This is a genomic window from Streptomyces bullii, assembly GCF_042657145.1.
Classification (GTDB): domain Bacteria; phylum Actinomycetota; class Actinomycetes; order Streptomycetales; family Streptomycetaceae; genus Streptomyces; species Streptomyces bullii.
The window spans coordinates 225,206-244,159 of record NZ_JBHSNY010000005.1 but is presented as its reverse complement, the minus strand read 5'-3'; the positions used below and the strand labels follow the sequence as shown (position 1 = coordinate 244,159).

The 18,954-nt window shown below is 72.5% G+C and carries 11 protein-coding genes and 1 pseudogene; 9 read left to right on the top strand and 3 right to left on the bottom strand.

What is annotated here, in order from left to right:
- Positions 1-69: 69 nt before the first annotated feature.
- Together ACFPZJ_RS15780 and ACFPZJ_RS15775 are read right to left on the bottom strand one after the other, a co-directional pair.
- A complete protein-coding gene (locus ACFPZJ_RS15780) occupies positions 70-1,617 on the bottom strand; it encodes an alpha/beta hydrolase (protein ID WP_381021635.1) in 1,548 nt (515 codons plus the stop codon).
- 292 nt (positions 1,618-1,909) lie between these two features.
- The gene (locus ACFPZJ_RS15775; RefSeq protein ID WP_381021634.1) at positions 1,910-4,723 is read right to left on the bottom strand and encodes a lysylphosphatidylglycerol synthase domain-containing protein; all 2,814 of its coding nucleotides are present in this window, start codon (positions 4,721-4,723) and stop codon (positions 1,910-1,912) included.
- 186 nt (positions 4,724-4,909) lie between these two features.
- Between ACFPZJ_RS15775 and ACFPZJ_RS15770 the strand changes: the two genes are divergently transcribed.
- The 7 genes and pseudogenes from ACFPZJ_RS15770 to ACFPZJ_RS15740 all read left to right on the top strand — a co-directional run bounded on the left by ACFPZJ_RS15770 (position 4,910) and on the right by ACFPZJ_RS15740 (position 15,737).
- On the top strand, positions 4,910-5,296 hold the full coding sequence (locus tag ACFPZJ_RS15770; RefSeq protein WP_381021633.1) for an MGMT family protein: 387 nt from the start codon (positions 4,910-4,912) through the stop codon (positions 5,294-5,296).
- 257 nt (positions 5,297-5,553) lie between these two features.
- Positions 5,554-8,862, top strand: a complete 3,309-nt coding sequence (locus tag ACFPZJ_RS15765; RefSeq protein WP_381021631.1) for an ATP-dependent helicase — start codon at positions 5,554-5,556, stop codon at positions 8,860-8,862.
- Between the two features lie 100 nt (positions 8,863-8,962).
- A complete protein-coding gene (locus ACFPZJ_RS15760) occupies positions 8,963-12,589 on the top strand; it encodes a UvrD-helicase domain-containing protein (protein WP_381021629.1) in 3,627 nt (1,208 codons plus the stop codon).
- A 10-nt stretch (positions 12,590-12,599) separates the two neighbouring features.
- Positions 12,600-14,012, top strand: a complete 1,413-nt coding sequence (locus ACFPZJ_RS15755) for a dipeptidase (protein WP_381021627.1) — start codon at positions 12,600-12,602, stop codon at positions 14,010-14,012.
- Between the two features lie 144 nt (positions 14,013-14,156).
- A complete protein-coding gene (gene nudC, locus ACFPZJ_RS15750) occupies positions 14,157-15,113 on the top strand; it encodes an NAD(+) diphosphatase (RefSeq protein WP_381021625.1) in 957 nt (318 codons plus the stop codon).
- An 8-nt stretch (positions 15,114-15,121) separates the two neighbouring features.
- Positions 15,122-15,298: pseudogene (locus tag ACFPZJ_RS15745) on the top strand (methyltransferase domain-containing protein); the annotation flags it as partial.
- Between the two features lie 73 nt (positions 15,299-15,371).
- Positions 15,372-15,737 carry a hypothetical protein gene (locus tag ACFPZJ_RS15740; RefSeq protein ID WP_381021624.1) on the top strand — a complete coding sequence of 122 codons (366 nt, stop codon included), beginning with the start codon at positions 15,372-15,374 and terminating at the stop codon, positions 15,735-15,737.
- A 42-nt stretch (positions 15,738-15,779) separates the two neighbouring features.
- On the opposite strand, the gene ACFPZJ_RS15735 is transcribed toward ACFPZJ_RS15740, so the two are convergent.
- Positions 15,780-16,022 carry a mycoredoxin gene (locus ACFPZJ_RS15735; protein WP_110630344.1) on the bottom strand — a complete coding sequence of 81 codons (243 nt, stop codon included), beginning with the start codon at positions 16,020-16,022 and terminating at the stop codon, positions 15,780-15,782.
- Between the two features lie 124 nt (positions 16,023-16,146).
- Here ACFPZJ_RS15735 and ACFPZJ_RS15730 point away from each other — a divergent pair, with 124 nt between their 5' ends.
- Together ACFPZJ_RS15730 and ACFPZJ_RS15725 are read left to right on the top strand one after the other, a co-directional pair.
- Positions 16,147-18,402, top strand: a complete 2,256-nt coding sequence (locus ACFPZJ_RS15730; RefSeq protein ID WP_381021623.1) for an ATP-dependent DNA helicase UvrD2 — start codon at positions 16,147-16,149, stop codon at positions 18,400-18,402.
- 163 nt (positions 18,403-18,565) lie between these two features.
- On the top strand, positions 18,566-18,886 hold the full coding sequence (locus ACFPZJ_RS15725; protein WP_381021621.1) for a hypothetical protein: 321 nt from the start codon (positions 18,566-18,568) through the stop codon (positions 18,884-18,886).
- Positions 18,887-18,954: the final 68 nt, after the last annotated feature.

The window sequence follows — 18,954 nt, the reverse complement described above, 5'->3', positions numbered from 1 at the left end:
CCCGCCGACTGCCTCAGCCTGTGGATAACGCTGTGACCTGCGGTTTTTATGTCGAACGTGGGTTGGTTGTCAGGAGCACACGGTCCCGGACGCCGGCACCTTCCCGTCCAGCAGGTAGCCGTTCACCGCGTCCTGCACGCACTTGTTCTTGCTGTCGTACGCACCGTGCCCCTGCCCCCGGTACGTCAGCTCGACACCCACGCCCTTGCCCAGTGCCTGCACCATCTTCCGCGCGCCCTCGTAAGGGGTGGCGGGGTCGCCGGTGTTGCCGATCACCAGGATCGGCGGCGCGCCGGGCGCGCTGACGTCGGGATGGACCGCGGCGCCCCGCACCGGCCAGTCGGTGCAGCTGAGCATGGACCAGGCGAGGAAGTCGCCGAACAGGGGGGAGGCGGCCCGGAACTCGGGCAGTTTCCGCTCCACGTACCGCACGTCGTAGCGCGGCCTGTCGTCGGCGCAGTTGATGGCGACGTTGGCCGCGGCGAGGTTGCTGTACTCGCCGTTCTCGTTGCGTCCGTTCAGGGAGTCGGACAGCAGCATCAGGATCCTGCCGTCGCCGTCGTACGCCTGCTGGAGCCCCTCGGTGAGGTACTCCCAGAAGTCCTGCGAGTACAGCGCCTGCGCGATGCCGTTGATCGCCGCCGTCTGGGTCAGCTCGCGTGGGAAGACGCCCGGGATCGGCTTGGCCTCCAGGTCCCTCAGCAGTCTGGCGATACGGTCCTTCACGTCCTGGGCGCTGTCGCCGAGAGGGCAGTCGTCGGCCTTCGACGCACAGTCCTCGGCGAAGTTGTCGAGCGCGCGCTGGAACCCCCTGGCCTGACCGAGCGAGCCCTGCTCGGGCGTCTGCGTGGGGTCGACGACCGCGTCGAAGACGGCGCGGCCCACCTTCCTGGGGAAGAGGTGGGCGTAGACGCCGCCGAGTTCGGTGCCGTAGGAGATGCCGAAGTAGTGCAGCTTGGCGTCGCCGAGGACCTGGCGCATGAGGTCCATGTCGCGGGCCGCTTCGGTGGTGCGCACGTGCGGCAGCATCTTCCCGGAGTTCTTCTCGCAGGCCTCGTTGAAGTCCGTGGTCTCGTCCAGGTACTCGGTGCGCTCGGCGGCGTCGTCGGGGGTCGCGTCCTGCTGGAAGTACTCGTCGAGCTGCTCGTCGTCCTCGCAGACGACGGGGGCGCTTCGGCCGACCCCGCGCGGGTCGAAACTGACCAGGTCGTAGCGGGTGCGCAGTTGCGCGTAGTCCTCGCCGAAGGCGGGCAGCGCGGTGACGCCGGAACCGCCGGGACCGCCGAAGTTGAAGATGAGCGAGCCGATGCGCCGACTCGCGTCACCGCTGGTCCGCGCCCGGACCAGTGCGAGCTCGATCGTCTCGCCCCGGGGTTTGTCCCAGTCGAGGGGCGCCTTCATGGTGGCGCACTGCCACTCGCCGCCGTTCGGCAGCGGCGAGGGGGCGTTGCCTCCGCCCTGTTCGTCGGAGGGGGCCGGGCAGTCCGTCCAGCTCAGTTTCTGCCGCGTCAGGTCCTCGTCCTCGGTGTCGTCCGTGCAGCCCGCGAGCAGCGCGGACAGCAGCAGCGCGGTGGTGAGGGTCAGGGCAGTGGCGCGCGCCCGGAAGGGGTTGGGCATGCTCCCATCCTGCGCGCACGCCGGGCGGGCCGCGCGGGGCACGGGCCGTTGGAGGTACGGGCGTACGGGTCCGGGACCGCCCTGGGGTGAAGCGCGGGTGTGCGGGTTCGGGACCGCCTTGGAGTGAGCGCTGGTGTGTCGGTTCGGGACCGCGCTGCGGTGAAGCCCGGGGTGTGCGCGTGCCTATCCTGCGGTGAGCCGCGGGGCGCACAGGCGCCCCCTGACGCTCCGCGGGGCAGCGCGGAGCGCGCAGGTCGCGGACCGTCCCGCGGTGAACCGGGGAGGCGCCCTCCTAGAGCGCCTGCTTGCGCGTGAGGTGGTTGAAGGCGAGCCAGCCGGGCAGCACCGGCAGCCACAGTGTCAGCAGCCGGAACAGCAGCACGGCGGGAGCGGCGACCTCCTTGGGGAGGCCGACGGCGATCAGGCCGACCGTCAGGGTCGCCTCCACCGCGCCCACACCACCCGGTGTCGGCGCGGCGGACCCCAGCGCGTTGCCCGCGAGGAACACCACGGCGACGCTGGCGAGACTGATCGAGGTCGACTCGTCGCCGAACGCGCGGATCGAGGCGTCCAGGCACATCACGAAGCACGCGGTCAGCAGCAGCATGCCGCCGATGCCGGTGACCAGCTTCTGGGGCCGCTGCAGCACGTCGAGCATGCGCGGGACGACACCGGCGAACAGCGACCGCACGCGCGTGACGACGAATTTCCGCAGGAACGGCACGGAGGTCACCACGAGCACGAGGACCGCCACCGTCAGCAGACCGGCGATGACCGTCCGGGACGGCGACAGCGACGGCGTCTTCTCGGTACCGGTCAGATAACCGAAGGCGAGCAGCATCAGGATGTGGCAGCCCAGCCCGAACAACTGCGAGGCGCCGACACTGGCCACCGCGAGCCCCGGGCGCACCCCCGCGCGCTGCAGGAAACGCGTGTTCAGCGCGACACCGCCCACCGCCGCCGGGGCGACGATCTTCACGAACGACCCGGCCACCTGCGCCGCCACGGTCCGCACGAACGGCACCCGCTCGGGCACGAACCCCAGCAGGGCCATCGCCGCCGCGATGTAACTGCCCGCCGAGAACAGCACGGCCGCGGCGACCCAGCCCCACTCGGCGTTGGCGATGAGCGGCCCGAACTCGATGTGTGTGAGCTGGGTCAGCAGGAAGTACGCGCCGATCGCGCCGGCGATGAAACTGATCAGGGTGCGCGGACGGACCCGCTCCAGGCGCGCCGGCTCGACCGGGGCCTGCGGCCTGATGCGCAGCACCTCGTGCCGGATCTGGGTGAGCAGATCCTCCTCGCGCGCCTCCTCCAGCGCCTCGTCGATGGCCCGCTTCTCGGCCCGCTGCTCCGCGCGTGCGGCCTTCCTGTCGGCCTTGTCGGCCTTGCCGGCTCTCTCGGACTGCTCGAGGGTCGGCACGCCGTCGTCCGGGGGCGACTCCTCCAGGCGGGTCTGCTTGGTGTGCCGGGAGGCCTCCAGCACCGCCTCGCGCTCGCGTTGTGCCCGCTCCCGGGCGAGCCTGCGCAGGGTCGCGCGCGTGGAGCGGCTCAGCGCGATGGGCTGGAGCATCGGCAGGCAGTCCGCCACCGCGTCGGGGCCGAGCACGTTCACCGCCGAGGCCACCGCGCGCTCGGCGCCCACCCGCAGGCCGAGGGTGACCAGCAGCTGGGAGATGTCCATGCGCAGCAGCAGATCACCGGCCGCGATCTCGCCGACGCGCAGGTCGGTGAGGATCACCGTGCCGGAACGATCCACCAGGATCGCGTCGCCCACCAGCCTGCGGTGCGCGATACGCCGCGACTGCAGGGCCTTCACCTGGTGCCAGGTGTCGCGCAGCAGCTCGTCGGTGATCTCGGTGTCCGGCAGCGAGTCGAGGGTGTGCCCACCGGTGTGCTCGTAGACGAGCATCACGGCGTCGGGGCCGAGCTCAGAGGTGGCGATCAGCTTGGGCGCGTTGGCGCCGGCCGCGATCGCCGCGTACGCCAGCAGAGCCTCCTGCTCCAGGGCCTGGCGCAGCGACTGCAGGCTGCTGCGGGTGGCGAAGCCGCGCAGGGTGAGGTTGCGCCAGGCGCGGTAGAAGAAGCCCTGCGCCTGCTGCTCCCGGTCGACCACGGTCACGTCCAGCGGCGGACCGTCCTCCAGGGTCACGAAGTAACGGCGGCCCCGGTCGCCCGTCTCCGAGGCGTCCTGCGCTTCCTCGCGGGACGCGCTGACCGGGCGGAAGCCCACGGTCCGCAGGCCCGCCATGAGAGTCCGCCCGGTGGGGCGGACGTTGGGGGAGCCCACCGCGTACAGCGTGCCGTACGCGACGGTCCAGCCGATCAGCACCGTCAGGATGATCGAGAACGGGGTCGTGTACCCGGTGACGAGCATCGAGAAGGCGTCGAGCAGCAGCACGACCCACAGCACCGCACGCCACCGGGGCCTGCGCGACATGCCGACGGCGGTCATGTACGCGATCACCGGTGCGAGATAGCCGTGCACGGGGTCGGTGAGGGCGTGGATGTCGCCGGGCGAGGGCTGGGTGAGCGCCTCCTGGATCGAGCCGGGTGCGGCCCGGGCGACCCACAGGTCGGTGGCGAGGGTCACACCGTGCGCGAGGACCGCCGCGAGCACACCGTCGGCGATGCGCAGTCCGTCCCGTTTGATCAGCCGTTCGATGGCGAAGGCCACGGGCACCAGGAGGATCGCGATGCTGGACGCCAGCCCCGCGATCTTGATGAGCAGGTCGGGTGCCTGGCCGGTGCCCTTGTTGATGTCCTGTTCCAGGCCCGAGGTGGTGCCGTGCGCGAAGGCCGCGATCCCGAGCAGCACGACGACGGCGAGCACGCCCACCAGGAGCCGCATCAGGTCGGAGGGGCGGTGCACGCGCGCGGGGAGCAGCGGTTCGTCGCCCTCCACCTCGTCGACGTGCGCCGTGTCGGAGTCGTCCGCGTGCACAGCGGCCTTCTTCCCGGCTGCCTCGCCGCCGGCGTCCCGCGTGCCGACGTCCCGCGTGCCGACGTCCTCGGGGCTCTCGGCGGGGGCATCCGCGGTGTCCGGGCGCGACGAAGCGTCAGAGGTGCCCTCCGTGCCCTCGGGGTGCGCACCCTGCTGCTTCATCGTCTCTTCTTGGTCTCGTATCACCGGTCACCGCCCGCACGATGGTGGCATGCCGCACCGACACACGGGGGCATCAGGGTGCACATGCGGGGTCGGACAGTCTGCCCGAAGCGCCGCTCCCGGGCGAGGGTCACGCACGGTCGCGAGCGCGTCACATTGTCGGTGGGGTGCGGCAGGATGGTCCGGATGAGCCAGGAGAGCCTTCCGGACGACGCCCGCGCGGAGTACGCCGACGCCCTGCCCGAGTACGCCGAGCGGGTCCTCGACGTCGCCGAACTGATTCCGCCGGGCCGTGTCATGACGTACGGAGACGTGGCCGAGTGGCTGGGTGAGGGCGGCCCCCGTCAGGTGGGCCGCGTGATGTCGCTGTACGGGGGCGGCGTGCCGTGGTGGCGCGTCGTGCGCGCGGACGGCGTCCTGCTCCCGGGGCACGAGCTGAGAGCCCTCGACCGGTACCGCGCGGAGGGCACGCCCCTGAAGGAGGCCGGCCGGGCCGCCGAGGGCCATCTGCCGCGCATCGACCTGAGGCGGGCGCGGTGGGACGGCGGTGAACGCGCGGAGGGTCACACCTGACAGCTTCCGCCATCGGACGGACCACTGTGTGACCTGTGATCCGTTTGAGCGAAGGCGGGCACGTCCGTGACATGACGTACGTTCGTGAGTCGAGGGACTCGCGTGGCAGGAGTGCCCGGAGGGGAAAGGCGGAAGCCCTGCTTCCGCTCCACCCGTCGGCGTAGCGTCGGCCGCACCTGTCCCCCTCACCCCCCGGCCACCGCTCTTACCGCGCGACGGCCCCGCACACAGCACACCCACCAGGACCGGCGAACCACGTGAGCTCCTCTTCCTCCACCAACGGCCTGTCGCACTCCCAGGTGCGACGGGGGAACCGTGGCGCTTACCGACTGGTGCGTACCCCGCCGGCCCGAGTCGATCCCCCTTCTCTTGACGCCGCACAGCGCTCCGTGGTTGACCACCCGAGCGGTCCGTTGCTCGTTCTCGCAGGTCCGGGCACCGGAAAGACCACCACGCTCGTCGAGTCCGTGGCCGCGCGCATCGCCCGGGGCGCGGACCCCGAGCGGATCCTCGTGCTGACGTTCAGCCGTAAGGCCGCCGTCGAGCTGCGGGACCGCATGGCGCTGCGCATAGGAGCGGCGCGCGCGCCCCAGGCGACCACGTTCCACTCGTTCTGCTATGCCCTGGTCCGCGCGCACCAGGACAGCGACCTGTTCGTGGAGCCGCTGCGGCTGCTGTCCGGCCCCGAGCAGGACGTCACCGTCCGGGAGTTGCTTGCCGGCCAGACCGACCTGGAGCGGCTCGGTCTCGCGCATGTGCGGTGGCCGGACGAGCTGCGCGCCTGTCTGACCACGCGTGGCTTCGCCGACGAGGTCCGCGCGGTCCTGGCCCGCAGCCGCGAACTGGGCCTCGGCCCCGAGGCCCTGGACGCCTTCGCCCGCCGCATCGGCCGCCCCGACTGGCGCGCCGCGGCCGCCTTCCTCGCCGAGTACCTCGACGTGCTCGACCTCCAGGGCGTGATCGACTACGCGGAGCTCGTCCACCGCGCGGTGCTGCTGGCCCACCGTCCGCACGTCGCAGAGGTGCTCGCCGCCCGGTACGACGCCGTCTACGTCGACGAGTACCAGGACACCGACCCGGCCCAGGTGCGGCTGCTGCACGCCCTGGCGGGCGGCGGCCGCACGCTCGTCGCGTTCGGCGACCCCGACCAGTCGATCTACACGTTCCGGGGCGCGGACGTGAACGGCATCCTGGAGTTCCCGTACGCCTTCCCGCGCGCGGACGGCCGTCCCGCGCCCGTCGAGGTGCTGCGCACCTCCCGCCGCTCCGGCGCCGCCCTGCTGGCCGCCACCCGGCTGCTGACCCAGCGCATGCCGCTGCCCCGTCTGCCCGCCGACAAGGCCCGCGCCCACCGGGAACTCGCCCCGGTCACGGACGGCGGCCGTGTCGAGGTGTACACGTATCCGACGCCCGGCACGGAGCTGGACAACATCGCCGACATCCTCCGCAGAGCGCACCTGGAGGACGGCGTCCCCTGGAGCGAGATGGCCGTCCTGGTGCGCGCGGGCTCGCGCACCATCCCGGCCGTCCGCCGGGCGCTCACCGCGGCCGGCGTGCCCCTGGACGTCGACGGCGACGACCTGCCCCTGCGCCACGAGCCCGCCGTGGCACCGCTGCTGACGGCGCTCCGGGCGGTGGCCACGGCGGAGGCCGCCCGGCAGCCCGGGGACGAGGAACCCGAGCAGGACTCCTGCTGGCTCGACACCGAGACCGCCCTCACCCTGCTCACCTCCCCGCTCGCCGGCATGGACGCCGCCGACCTGCGCCGCCTCGGCCGCGCGCTGCGCGAGGAGGAGCGCGCCGCGGGCAACCCGCTGCCGCCGCCCTCCGACGCACTCCTCGCGCGGGCACTGGCCGAACCGGAACGCCTGGCCGTGCACGACCCCACGTACGCGCGTGGCGCCCAGCGTCTCGGCGCGCTGCTCCGCAAGGCCCGCGAGCGCCTGGCCGGCGGCGGCACGGCGGAGGACGCGCTGTGGGACCTGTGGGAGGGCACACCGTGGCCCGGCCGCCTGGAGCGAGCCGCCCGGCGCGGCGGCGCTGCGGGCCGCAACGCCGACCGCGACCTCGACGCCGTGTGCGCCCTGTTCGCGACCGCCGCGCGCGCGGAGGAGCGCACCGGCGGCCGGGGCGCCCTGAACTTCCTGGAGGAGATCGACGCCGAGGACATCGCCGCCGACACCCTCACACGACGCGCCGTACGGCCCGACGCCGTCCGTCTGATGACCGCGCACCGCGCCAAGGGCCTGGAATGGCGCCTGGTCGTCGTGGCCGGCGTCCAGGAGGGCCTGTGGCCGGACCTGCGCCGCCGCGGCTCCCTACTGGAAGCCGACCGCATCGGCCGCGACGGACTCGCCGAACCCCTCACCCCGGGAGCGCTGCTCGCCGAGGAGCGGCGCCTGTTCTACGTGGCCGCCACGCGCGCGCGTGAACGCCTCGTCGTCACCGCCGTGAAGGCGCCCGCCGACGACGGCGACCAGCCCTCCCGCTTCCTGACCGAGCTCGGAGTCGAACCGAAGGACGTCACCGGCCGCCCGCGCCGCCCGCTGTCCGTCGCCGCGCTGGTCGCGGAGCTGCGCGCCACGACGGTCGACCCGCGTGTGTCCGACACCCTCCGCGAGGCCGCCGCCCGCCGCCTGGCCCGGCTCGCCGCACTCGCCGACGAGGACGGCCGCCCCCTGGTGCCGTCCGCGCACCCCTACCGCTGGTGGGGCATGTTCGAACCCACCGAGTCCAAGGTGCCGCTGCGCAACCGCGACCAGCCCGTCGTGCTGTCCGGGAGCGCCCTCGACCAGCTCGCGAACACCTGCGCCCTGCAGTGGTTCCTCGGCCGCGAGGTGAAGGCCGACGCGCCCGCCACCGCCGCCCAGGGCTTCGGCAACGTGGTGCACGTCCTCGCCGACGAGGTCGCCTCCGGACACACCCCGGCCGACCTGGCCGTCCTCATGGAACGCCTGGACTCCGTGTGGAACGCGCTGGCCTTCGACGCGCCCTGGAAGTCGGTGCAGGAGAAGGAGACCGCGCGCGTGGCACTCGAACGCTTCCTGAGGTGGCACGTCATGGACCGCGCGGGCCGCACCCCGGTCGCCAGCGAGCACGACTTCGACGTCACCCTCGAAGCGGGCGACTACGAGGTGCGCATCCGTGGCCAGATGGACCGCGTCGAGGCCGACGCTGACGGCCGCGCCTACGTCGTCGACTTCAAGACCGGCAAGCAGGCCCCGAGCGCCGCCGACGTGGCCCGTCACCCTCAGCTCGCCGTCTACCAGCTCGCCGTCCGCGAGGGCGCCGTCGACGAGGTCTTCGACGGAGTCCGCCCCGAACCCGGCGGCGCCGAGCTGGTCCACCTGCGACAGGGCGCCGCCCAGCGGGACGGCGGTGAGACCGTCCCCAAGGTGCAGGCGCAGCAGCCGCTGGAGGGGGAGTGGATCGGCGAACTGCTCGCCACGGCCGCCGGCAAGGTTCTCGACGAACGGTTCACACCCACCGCCGGGCAGCACTGCACCCACTGCGCGTTCCGGGCGTCGTGCAGCGCGCGGCCCGAGGGGCGGCACGTGATCGAGTAACGGCTGTGGTACATCGCACCACACGTGCTGAGCTGCGCTTCTGCTTCTCCTGCCGGTGATCGGGCACCCGCTGTCAGTGGCCGCCGCTAGCCTCTCTGGGGTGTCCGCTCGTCTCACCGATCCCGATCAGCTCAAGGAGCTCCTCGGCATCCCCTTCACTCCGGAGCAGACGGCCTGCATCACCGCGCCGCCCGCCCCGCAGGTGATCGTGGCCGGAGCCGGCTCGGGCAAGACGACGGTGATGGCGGCACGGGTCGTCTGGCTGGTCGGCACCGGCCAGGTCGCCCCCGAACAGGTGCTCGGCCTCACCTTCACCAACAAGGCCGCCGGCGAACTCGCCGAGCGTGTCCGCAAGGCACTGGTCAAGGCCGGCGTCACCGACCCGGACGTGATCGACCCGGACAACCCGCCGGGCGAGCCGGTGATCTCCACGTACCACGCCTTCGCGGGCCGTCTGCTCACCGACCACGGTCTGCGCATCGGGCTGGAACCGACGTCCCGTCTGCTCGCCGACGCCACCCGCTACCAGCTCGCCGCGCGCGTACTGCGTGAGGCGCCCGGGCCCTACCCGGCCCTGACCCGCTCCTTCCCGGACCTCGTCGGCGACCTGCTGACCCTCGACGCCGAGCTCGCCGAACACCTCGTACGGCCCGAGGACCTGCGCGCGTGGGACGCCGAACTCCTGCGCACTCTGCAGAACGTCAAGCTCACCAACGCCGACCTGCGCAAGGTCCCCGATGCGGCCGCCGCCCGCCGTGAACTGGCCGACCTGGTGCTCCGCTACCGGGCGGCCAAGCGCGAGCGCGACCTGCTCGACTTCGGCGACCAGATCGCCCTCTCGGCCCAGCTCGCCCGGATCCCCGAGGTGGGCCGCCTCCTGCGCGACGAGTTCCGCGTGGTCCTCCTCGACGAGTACCAGGACACCTCCGTCGCCCAGCGCGTCCTCCTCGCAGGCCTGTTCGGCGGCGGCACCGGCCACCCGGTGACCGCCGTCGGCGACCCCTGCCAGGCCATCTACGGCTGGCGCGGCGCGTCCGTCGCCAACCTCGACGACTTCCCCGAGCACTTCGCCCGCGCCGACGGGCGCCCCGCCACCCGCCAGGCGCTCAGTGAGAACCGCCGCAGCGGCGGTCGCCTCCTCGACCTCGCCAACGGCCTTGCGGAACCCCTGCGCGCCATGCACGCGGGCGTGGAGGCCCTCCGCCCGGCCCCCGGGGCCGACGACGACGGCATCGTGCGCTGCGCCCTGCTGCGCACCCACGCCGAGGAGATCGACTGGGTCGCCGACTCCGTCGCCCACCTCGTCCGCACCGGAACGGCACCGGGCGAGATCGCCGTCCTGTGCCGTACGGCGACCGACTTCGCCGAGATCCAGGGCGCGCTGGTGGCCCGCGACATCCCGGTCGAGGTGGTCGGCCTCTCCGGGCTGTTGCACCTGCCCGAGATCGCCGACCTCGTCGCCGTCTGCGAGGTGCTCCAGGACCCCGGCGCCAACGCCTCCCTCGTGCGGCTGCTGACCGGCCCGCGCTGGCGCATCGGCCCGCGCGACCTCGCCCTTCTGGGGCGGCGCGCCCGGCTGCTCGTCGCCCACGCGCGCGTGGACGGCGACGACGACCCGGACCGGCGGCTCGCCGAGGCCGTCGAGGGAGTCGACCCGTCCGAGGTCATCTCGCTCGCCGACGCCCTCGACACGTTCCTGGAGACGCCGCTGGACGGCCACGGGGACGACGACGGGCTGCCCTTCTCACCCGACGCGCGCGTGCGCTTCGCGCGCCTGGCCGCCGAACTGCGCGACCTGCGCCGCTCCCTGTCCGACCCGCTGATGGACGTCCTGCACCGCGTCCTGGCCGTCACCGGCCTGGAGGTCGAGCTGTCGGCGTCCCCGCAGGCCCTGGCCGCCCGCCGCCGCGAGACCCTGTCGAACTTCCTGGACACAGCCGCGTCCTTCGCCGCCGGCGACAACGAGGCGACCCTGCTCGCCTTCCTCGGTTTCCTGCGCACCGCCGCCCAGTACGAGAAGGGCCTCGACAACGCGCTGCCCGGCGGCGAGAACACCGTCAAGGTGCTCACCGCGCACAAGTCCAAGGGCCTGGAGTGGGACGTCGTAGTCGTGCCCGGCCTCGTCACCGGCACGTTCCCCAGCACCCAGGGCCGCGAGAAGTGGACCGCCCAGGGCAAGGTGCTGCCGCACGGCCTGCGGGGCGACGCCGACACACTGCCCGACGTCGAGTCCTGGGACCCGCGTGGCCTGAAGGCCTTCCAGGAGGCCATGAAGGACCACCAGCACACCGAGGAACTCCGTCTCGGCTACGTCACCTTCACCCGGCCCCGCTCCCTGCTCCTGGGCTCCGGCCACTGGTGGGGCCCCACCCAGAAGAAGCCGCGGGGCCCGTCCGCGTTCCTGTGGGCGCTGTACGACCACTGCGCCGCCGGGCACGGCGAGATCGAGGCCTGGGCCGACGAGCCCGCCGAGGACGAGGAGAACCCCGCCCTGCACCGGGCGACCGCCGACCAGGCGTGGCCCCTGCCCCTGGACGAGACGGCCCTCGCCCGGCGCAGGGCGGCCGCCGCGACCGTCCTGGCCCACCTGGAGGACCTCGCCGCCCACCAGGACGGCCACCCCGCGGCCGTGCACGACCCGGACACCTACGACGACCCGGACTGGCCCCCGCCACCGGAGGACGACGAGCCTCCGTACGACGAACCCGACCCGTTCGGAACCGACCCGCTCGATGCAGATCCGCTCGATGCTGATCCGGTCGGATTCGACGCCATCGGAACCGACCCGTACGAACCCGGTTCCTCCGACCCCGGTTCCTCCGACTCCGCGCGGTCCGACTCCGGTTCTTTCGGCCCCGGGTCCATCGAACCCGCGCCCTTCGAGAACGCTCCCGCCGACGCGGACGCCTGGCCGGCGCAGCGCCCCACCATCCCCCGCCAGGCGGCGGCACCGGACGCCCCGGGCGCGCGCCCGAACGCCGGGCGGCCGGACCGCCTCACCCCGGAGGAGGCCCGAATCGTCGCCTCCTGGGACCGCGACCTCGACGCCCTCACCGGAGAGCTCCTGCGCGCCCGGGAGAGCGTCACCGAGGTGCCCCTGCCTGCGTCGCTCACCGCCTCCCAGCTGCTGCGTCTGGCCGCCGACCCGGACGGTTTCGCACAGGAGCTGGCCCGCCCCATGCCGCGCCCGCCGCAGCCCGCGGCGCGCCGCGGCACCCGCTTCCACGCCTGGGTCGAGGCCCGATTCGAGGAGCTGACGCTGCCCATGCTGGAGCCGGACGACCTGCCCGGCAGCGAGGCCGAGATCGCCGACGAGCGCGACCTGGAAGCCCTCAAGGACGCCTTCGAGCGCACCCCGTACGCACACCGCACGCCCTACCGGGTGGAGGCCCCCTTCCAGCTCGCCCTCGCCGGCCGGGTCGTACGGGGCCGCATAGACGCCGTCTACAAGGAGGGCGAGGGAGAGGCGGCGACGTACGAGATCGTCGACTGGAAGACGAGCCGGGGCCGCACCGCCGACCCCCTCCAGCTCGCGGTGTACCGGCTCGCCTGGGCCGAGCAGCAGGGCGTGCCCCTGGAGTCGGTCACGGCCGCGTTCCTCTACGTGCGCAGCGGTGAGGTCGTACGGCCGGACGACCTGCCCGACCGCGCGGCGCTGGAGCGGCTGCTGATGGGTCAGACGTCCGGTGACGAACCGCACGATCAGGACGTCGGCGCGGGCCGATAGGCTCGTGGACATGAGCCAGCCCGTTGACAGTGCCGTCAGCGCCGTCCGCACGTACATAGAGCGGCACCGCGCCGCCTTCCTCGACGACCTCGCCGAGTGGCTGCGCATCCCGTCGGTGTCGGCCCAGCCCGAGCACGCCACCGACGTCCGGCGCAGCGCCGACTGGCTCGCCGCCAAGCTGGGGGGGACCGGCTTCCCGACCACCGAGGTCTGGCAGACGCCAGGCGCCCCCGCCGTCTTCGCCGAGTGGCCCTCCGCCGACCCCGAGGCGCCCACGGTCCTCGTCTACGGCCACCACGACGTGCAGCCCGCCGCCCGCGAGGACGGCTGGCACAGCGAGCCCTTCGAGCCGGTCGTCCGGGAAAACCGCCTGTACGCGCGCGGGGCGGCCGACGACAAGGGCCAGGTGTTCTTCCACACCCTCGGCGTCCGCGCCCACCTCGCCGTCACCGGCCGCACCAGCCCGGCCGTACACCTGAAACTGCTCGTCGAGGGCGAGGAGGAGTCCGGTTCGCCGCACTTCCGGGCGCTCGTCGAGGAGCATGCCGACCGGCTGGCCGCCGACGCCGTGATCGTCTCCGACACCGGCATGTGGTCCGAGGACACCCCCACCGTCTGCACCGGCATGCGCGGCCTCGCCGAGTGCGAGATCCGGCTGTACGGCCCCGACCAGGACATCCACTCCGGCTCCTTCGGCGGCGCGGTCCCCAACCCGGCCACGGCCGCCGCCCGCCTGGTCGCGGCCCTGCACGACGAGCACGGGCGCGTGGCGATCCCCGGCTTCTACGACGGCATCGTCGAACTCACCGACCGCGAACGGGCACTGTTCGCACAGCTGCCCTTCGACGAGGAGCAGTGGCTGCGCACCGCCAGGTCGTACGCCACCCACGGCGAGGCCGGATACACCACCCTGGAGCGGATCTGGGCCCGCCCCACCGCCGAGGTCAACGGCATCGGCGGCGGTTACCAGGGCGCCGGCAGCAAGACGATCATCCCGTCCTCCGCCCTGGTGAAGCTGTCCTTCCGACTGGTAGCGGGCCAGGACCCCGACCACGTCGAGAAGGCCGTCCGCGCCTGGGCCGAGGCGCAGGTGCCCGCCGGAATCCGCTGCGAGATCACCTTCGGCGCGGCCACGCGCCCGTGCCTGACGCCCTTGGACCACCCGGCCCTCCAGTCCGTCGTCCGTGCGATGGGGCGCGCCTTCGGCACACCCGTCCGCTTCACGCGCGAGGGCGGGTCCGGACCTGCCGCGGACCTCCAGGACGTCCTCGGCGCACCGGTGCTCTTCCTCGGCATCTCCGTCCCCTCCGACGGCTGGCACGCCCCGAACGAGAAGGTCGAGCTCGACCTGCTGCTCAAGGGCGTCGAGACCACCGCGTACCTGTGGGGCGACCTCGCCGAGCACTGGCGCCATGCGCCCTGAGCCCCTTGCGCCGTCCCAACCGGCCGACCGCCCGGGGCACACTGGAAGGACCGCCCCGCACCGCAGAGCCCGGCCGGACCCGGTCGCATCCCGCCGCACGTCCCGCTGAACCGCCCGCCGAAACCAACCGTTCCACCGGGGGAGTTGGAAGCACCCGTGACCACCTGGACCGACCACCACGCCGACCGCCCGATCTCGCTGACCGCTCCCAGCGGCATCGACCGGGCCGCGCACCACCGGCTCGACGAGGCCTGGCTGGCGGCGGCGTGGAGCCACCCCTCGACGCGCTGCTTCGTGGTCTCCGGCGGCCAGGTCCTCATCGACGAGACGGCGGACGGGCGCACCGAACTCGTGATGACCCCCTCGTTCGAGGCCCCGCTGACCGAGGCGCACCGCTACTTCCTCGGCATCGACGAGGACGGCGTCAGCTACTTCGCCCTCCAGAAGGACTCCCTGCCCGGCCGCATGGACGACTCCGCGCGCCCCGCGGGCCTGCGGGAGGCGGGCCTGCTGCTGTCGCCCCGCGACGTGGGCCTGATGGTGCACGCGGTTGGCCTGGAGAACTGGCAGCGCACCCACCGCTTCTGCTCCCGCTGCGGCGAGCGCACCGTCATCGCCGCGGCCGGCCACATCCGCCGCTGCCCCGCCTGCGGCGCCGAGCACTACCCGCGCACCGACCCCGCCGTGATCATGGCCGTGACCGACGAGGACGACCGCATCCTGCTCGGCCGCCAGGTCCACTGGCCCGAGGGCCGCTTCTCGACGCTCGCCGGTTTCGTGGAGCCCGGGGAGTCCATCGAGCAGTCGGTGCGCCGCGAGGTCCACGAGGAGGTCGGCATCACCGTCGGCCAGGTCGAGTACATCGCCAGCCAGCCCTGGCCCTTCCCGTCCAGCCTCATGCTGGGCTTCATGGCCCGCGCCACGTCGACCGAGATCGACGTCGACGGCGACGAGATCCACGAGGCCCGCTGGTTCTCCCGCGACGAACTGGGCGCGGCCTTCGAGTCGGGCGAGGTCCTCCCGCCGTACGGCATCTCGATCGCGGCCCGCCTGATCGAGCTTTGGTACGGCAAGCCGCTGCCGACGAGGACCGTCGCCTGACACTTTGCATGGGCACGACCGACCCGTACTGGAACCACAACGTCCACTACCACCGGGCGGTGCTCGCCGCCGTGCCGGACGGCTGCCGGGCGGCGCTGGACGTGGGATGCGGGGACGGTCTGCCGGCCCGCAAGCTGGCGACGCGGGCGGAAACCGTCACCGGCGCGGACCGTTCGCCGGACATGATCCGCCTCGCGCGCGAGAACCAGCCCGGGAACGTCACGTTCCTGGAGGTGGACTACCTCGACGACACTTCTCTTGGCGAGCGCGTACGACTTCGTCAGCGCGGTCGCCGTCGTCCACCACACGGTGTTCGAGGACGCGGTGGCCCACCTCGTAGGCCTCCTGGCGCCCGGCGGCCGCCTGGCGATCGTCGGCCTGGCGTGCAACCGCACCCTGCTCGACTGGGTGTTCAGCGGATGCGGGGTGCCCGCGAGCAGGTTCGGAGCTCCGCTCCACGCCGGGACGCAAGGCCCCGCCGGCATGCCGATGGAGGACGCGACCATGTCCTGGGGCGAGGTCCGGCACGCCGCCCGCCGTCTGCTGGCCGGCTGCCGGTTCCGCCGCAGGCTGCTGTGGCGCTACACCGTGGTATGGAACAAACCGCGAGAAGGCGGCCCCTGAGCAATCTCAGGAACCGCCTTCCGCGCGGAAGCCGCCGAGCACCTACGCGCCGATCTTCTGCTTCACCTGAGCCAGCGACGGGTTCGTCAACGTCGAACCGTCCGGGAAGAGCACGGTCGGCACCGTCTGGTTTCCGCCATTGGCCTTCTCGACGAACGCCGCCGACTCCGGGTCCTGCTCGATGTTGATCTCGGTGTACGCGATGCCCTCGCGGTCCAGCTGGCTCTTCAGCCGACGGCAGTAGCCGCACCACGTCGTGCTGTACATCGTCACAGTGCCCGGCATGTCTCTCGTGCTCCTTCGGCGGTTCGGGGAATGAGTGCTCGCTGTTGGAACGTACTTGAAAGGGCCACCATTCCCACGGGCGGTGCCTCGTCACGTGACGCCTGCCGCATTAGTACGACAATCGGTGCCTGCCTGTGGACAACCGCCTCACCCGTCTCCGGCGACCTGGCAGCATGGCCATGTGACAGCAGCAACGCACTCCACGCTCTTCCCGCAGGTACCGGACTCGGCCGACGCGGTGCTCGAAGGGCTCGACCCCGAGCAGCGCGAGGTGGCCACCGCCCTGCACGGTCCGGTGTGCGTGCTGGCGGGCGCCGGCACGGGCAAGACCCGGGCGATCACCCACCGCATCGCCTACGGGGTGCGTGCCGGGGTCCTGCAGCCCTCCAGTGTGCTGGCCGTCACGTTCACCAACCGTGCCGCCGGGGAGATGCGCGGCCGGCTGCGCCAGCTCGGCGCCGTCGGCGTCCAGGCCCGCACCTTCCACTCGGCGGCCCTGCGGCAGCTCCAGTACTTCTGGCCGAAAGCGATCGGTGGCTCCATGCCCCGGCTCGTCGACCGCAAGATCCAGCTCGTCGCCGACGCGGCCGCCGCCTGCCGCATCCGCCTCGACCGCAACGAGCTGAGGGACGTCACCGCGGAGATCGAGTGGTCCAAGGTCACCCAGACCGTCCCCGCCGACTACGCTCCCGCCGCCGCCAAGGCCGGCCGCGAGGCCCCCCGTGACCCGGCGGAGATCGCGCAGCTGTACTCCGCCTACGAGGACCTCAAGCGCGAGCGCGCCGTCATCGACTTCGAGGACGTGCTGCTGCTGACCGTGGCCATCCTCCAGGACCGGCAGGACATCGCCGAACAGGTCCGCGCCCAGTACCAGCACTTCGTCGTCGACGAGTACCAGGACGTCAGCCCTCTCCAGCAGCGGCTGCTGGAGCTGTGGCTCGGCGACCGGAACAACCTGTGCGTGGTCGGCGACGCCAGCCAGACGATCTACTCCTTCACCGGAGCGACCCCCGACCACCTGCTCGACTTCCGCGTCCGCCACCCCGGTGCCACCGTCGTCAAACTGGTCCGCGACTACCGCTCCACCCCCCAGATCGTCCACCTCGCCAACGGCCTGCTCGCCCAGGCCCGCGGCCGCGCCGCCGACCACCGCCTGGAGCTGGTCTCCCAGCGCCCCGCGGGTCCCGAGCCCGCCTTCGCCGAGTACACCGACGAGCCCGCCGAGGCCGAGGGCGCGGCCCGCCGCATCCGCGAGCTGATCGACGCCGGAGTCCCCGCCGGCGAGATCGCCGTCCTCTTCCGTACGAACGCGCAGTCCGAGACCTACGAACAGGCCCTCGCCGACGCCGGAGTCCCCTACCAACTGCGCGGTGCGGAACGCTTCTTCGACCGCCCCGAAGTCCGCAAGGCGGGCATCGCCCTGCGCGGCGCGGCCCGCTTCGGCGGCAACGACTCCCTCCTCGACGACACCGTCGACCTGCCCTCCCAGGTACGCGCCGTGCTGTCGGGGGAGGGCTGGACCCCCCAGCCCCCGGCCGGCTCCGGCGCCGTACGAGAGCGCTGGGAGTCCCTGGCCGCCCTGGTGAACCTCGCCCAGGACTTCGCCGCCGCCAAACCCGGTGCCACCCTGGCCGACCTCGTCGCCGAACTCGACGAGCGGGCGAACGCCCAGCACGCCCCGACCGTCCAGGGGGTCACCCTCGCCTCCCTGCACTCTGCCAAGGGCCTGGAGTGGGACGTCGTCTTCCTGGTCGGCGTCGCCGAGGGGATGATGCCGATCACCTACGCGAAGACCGACGAGCAGATCGAGGAGGAGCGCCGCCTCCTCTACGTCGGTGTCACCCGCGCGCGCGAGCGCCTCCATGTCTCCTGGGCGCTGGCCCGCTCGCCAGGCGGCCGCCCGAACCGCCGCCCCAGCCGTTTCCTGGACGGACTGCGCCCCGGTTCGGTCGCCACCGGCGGACGCCCCGCCACCGGAGGCTCGGGTGCCGGTGTCGAGCGCGGCTCGACCGGAACCGGGGCAACCGCCCCGCGCCGGACGCAGCGAACTCCCGCCCGCTGCAGGGTTTGCGGCCGCACCCTGACCGACGCGGGCGAGATGAAGCTGATGCGGTGCGAGGACTGCCCCTCCGACATGGACGAGGGCCTCTACGAACGGCTGCGTGAGTGGCGCGCTGACCAGGCAAGAAACAGCGGGCAGCCCGCGTTCTGCGTCTTCACCGACAAGACGCTGATGGCGATCGCCGAGACCGCCCCCGAGGACGAGCACGAGCTCGCCCGCATCCCCGGGGTGGGGATGCGCAAGCTCAACCGCTACGGAGCCGATGTCCTGGCCATCTGCGCAGGCCAGCACACCGGCGGGGACGACTCAAAGGACTGACGCCAACTCGTGGAAAAAATAGTTTGCGCACGCCCCAGCAATCCCCATAGGTTCTAGGCACGAGAGCGGCGGCCTTCTCGAAGGCCCTGGCTCCGTGTTGTACTTGCATATCCGTCGGACTGGTTCATCCGGTCCCCCGAGACGCCGAGAGGAGGCGAGTCCAGTGATCAGCATCAACACCAGCTCCACCAGCATCGTGAAAATGACCGATCGCTCGGCCGTCTCCCTGTGCATGCTCGGCGTTTCGAACCTGGGCACCGGTCTGTCCGGCATTCGTGCCGTGCGTCCGGCGTCCTCCGTTGCTCCTGCGGGCCTTGTCGCCCGTGAGCGCAATGAGCGACCGACCAAGGCACTGGAAGCGGCAGCGGCACAGGCACAGGCCTATGCCTTCGCGGCGACCGGTGCCGGATTCCGGAAGCTGACGACGCAGCACCACCTGATGTGGGCCTTCCGTGGGCCAGAACCCTGGAGTGATCCAGCCTGATCGCCGATCAGGCCGGCGCCTTCAGGGCCGCGGAACCCCATCCGGGATCCGCGGCCCTTCTGTTTTCC

What these genes read in the sequence shown, in the direction of transcription:
- ACFPZJ_RS15780 (WP_381021635.1), bottom strand. Translation starts at nt 1,617, where the DNA reads ATGCCCAACCCCTTCCGGGCGCGCGCCACTGCCCTGACCCTCACCACC.
- ACFPZJ_RS15775 (WP_381021634.1), bottom strand. Translation starts at nt 4,723, where the DNA reads ATGAAGCAGCAGGGTGCGCACCCCGAGGGCACGGAGGGCACCTCTGAC.
- ACFPZJ_RS15770 (WP_381021633.1), top strand. Translation starts at nt 4,910, where the DNA reads ATGAGCCAGGAGAGCCTTCCGGACGACGCCCGCGCGGAGTACGCCGAC.
- ACFPZJ_RS15755 (WP_381021627.1), top strand. Translation starts at nt 12,600, where the DNA reads ATGAGCCAGCCCGTTGACAGTGCCGTCAGCGCCGTCCGCACGTACATA.
- ACFPZJ_RS15735 (WP_110630344.1), bottom strand. Translation starts at nt 16,022, where the DNA reads ATGCCGGGCACTGTGACGATGTACAGCACGACGTGGTGCGGCTACTGC.